This window comes from Steroidobacter sp. (genome assembly GCF_016790065.1).
Lineage (GTDB): Bacteria > Pseudomonadota > Gammaproteobacteria > Steroidobacterales > Steroidobacteraceae > Steroidobacter.
Window position 1 is genome coordinate 1 of the sequence record NZ_JAEUPY010000388.1, and the last position, 1,979, is coordinate 1,979.

The following is a 1,979-nucleotide window of genomic DNA, read 5'->3' on the forward strand; positions in this document are numbered from 1 at the left end:
ATCTAGTCAATCTGCGACAGGCGGTTGCGTCCGGCGCAATCGCTGCTCCCGATGTGCATCCGATGGGATTCATCGACCAGCGTGGCCCGTACTCGGCTCCCACGGGTCGCTTGGTGGAGACCTTGGAGCAGGCCCGTGCGGCCGTGCGTGCTTACGCAGCGGAGGGCCATGTCGGTATCAAACTCTACAGTTCGATCAATCCAAGCTGGGTGCCGGTGCTCGCCAGCGACGCGCGCGAGCTGGGCCTGCGAACGGCGGGACATATTCCTGCCTATATGAGTCCGGCGCAGGCCATCGAGGTCGGCTACAACGAGATCACTCATATCAACATGATGCTGCTGCAGCTGATCGGCGACTGGACCATCGATACCCGTACGCCACAACGTTTCATCGTGCCCGGCGTGCGTGGCGGCGGCGTCGACGTTCATTCCGCCCAGACCGACGCCTTCTTGGATCGGATGGCACAAAAAGACATTGCACACGATCCGACTTTGGCGACCTTCATGAATCAATATCGGTCGCGTCCCGGCGAGTTCGCTCCGTCCACGGCGGCCTATGCGGATCACCTACCGCCCAGTCTGCGCCGCTCATTCATCCAGTCGGCCGGCTACAACGCAGGCAACGAAGCAGCGTTTCTGAAGACCGGCCAGAACGCGCTCAAGTTGATCAAGCGCCTGCACCAGCGAGGGATCAAGATTCTGCCTGGAACGGATGCGTTCCTGCCGGGCTTCGCGCTGGTGAGCGAACTCGAATGTTATGCAGAGGCTGGTATTCCGATAGCCGACATTCTGCGCATGGCGACGCTCGGCGCCGCCGAACATCTCGGCCGCAGCGACACGCTCGGTTCGATCGATGTCGGCAAGCACGCCTACCTGATGCTCATCGACGGCGATCCAACGCGCGATTTGTCAGCGCTTCGACGGGTCGAGCTGGTCGTGAAGGGGCGTGATCTGTTCAGGTCTCGCGACATCCTCGCGGCGCACGGCATCCGGCCGTTTTTCTAGCGCCGCTTCGGCGCAACACATAGAGAGAAATGTATGAAGACGGGTCTGCCAGAGTCCGGAGCTACGCTGCAGAGGGTTGCCGATTGGCGCAGAGAGTTTCATCGCCATCCGGAGCTGGGCTTTCTGGAGTATCGAACGGCAGCGCTGGTGTGCAGTGAGATCGCTCGGCTGCCGGGATGGACGATTCGCACGGGCGAACAAGTGATGGTGCCGTCGGCTCGCATGAACGTTCCCTCGCAGCAGGAACATGCACGGGCTCGCGCCGAAGCCCTCGCGCACGGCGCCGAGCCTGCATGGGTCGAGCGTTTCGGTGAAGGCTTGACCGGCGTGGTCGCGGAATGGACGTCGCCACTGCCCGGGCCAGTGGTCGCGTTTCGCTTCGACATGGATGCGCTGCCCGTCACCGAGGTTTCCGATCCAACGCATCGACCGAACCGAGAAGGTTTCGCCTCGCGGTTTCCTGGACGCATGCATGCCTGCGGACACGACGCGCATACCGCCATGGGCCTTGGGCTTGCCTCGCTGGCGTCGCGTCTTTCAGCAACCTGGGGCGGTCGGTTGCGACTGATCTTCCAGCCGGCAGAGGAGGGTTGTCGAGGTGCTCGGTCGATGGTGGACGCGGGCGTCGTGAATGACGTGGACTGGTTGATCTGCGGCCACGTCGGTGTGGTGGCGAAGCGCACTGGTGTTGTGATTTGCAGCGCCGAGGGATTGCTGGCTGCCACCATCTTTCAGGTGCGTTTCCAGGGCCGAGCTGCGCATGCAGGACTGGAGCCTCATGTGGGGCGCAATGCGTTGCTGGCCGCGGCGACGTGTGCCCTGCAGCTGCACGCCATTTCACGACATGGCTCGGGTATCTCGCGCGTCAATGTCGGAATGATCCAGGGCGGCACTGCGACCAGCGTGATCGCGCCTGATGCGTTGCTGACATTCGAGGTGCGCGGTGAAACCTCCGAAATCAATCGTTTCATGGCT

At 62.5% G+C, this 1,979-nt stretch carries 2 protein-coding genes; both read left to right on the forward strand.

The annotated features are described in order from the left end of the window. On the forward strand, positions 1-1,004 hold a 1,004-nt coding region (locus JNL55_RS16035; protein WP_293855471.1), incomplete at its 5' end, for an amidohydrolase family protein. A gap of 33 nt (positions 1,005-1,037) precedes the next feature. Further along, on the forward strand, positions 1,038-1,979 hold a 942-nt coding region (locus JNL55_RS16040), incomplete at its 3' end, for an amidohydrolase (protein ID WP_293855474.1).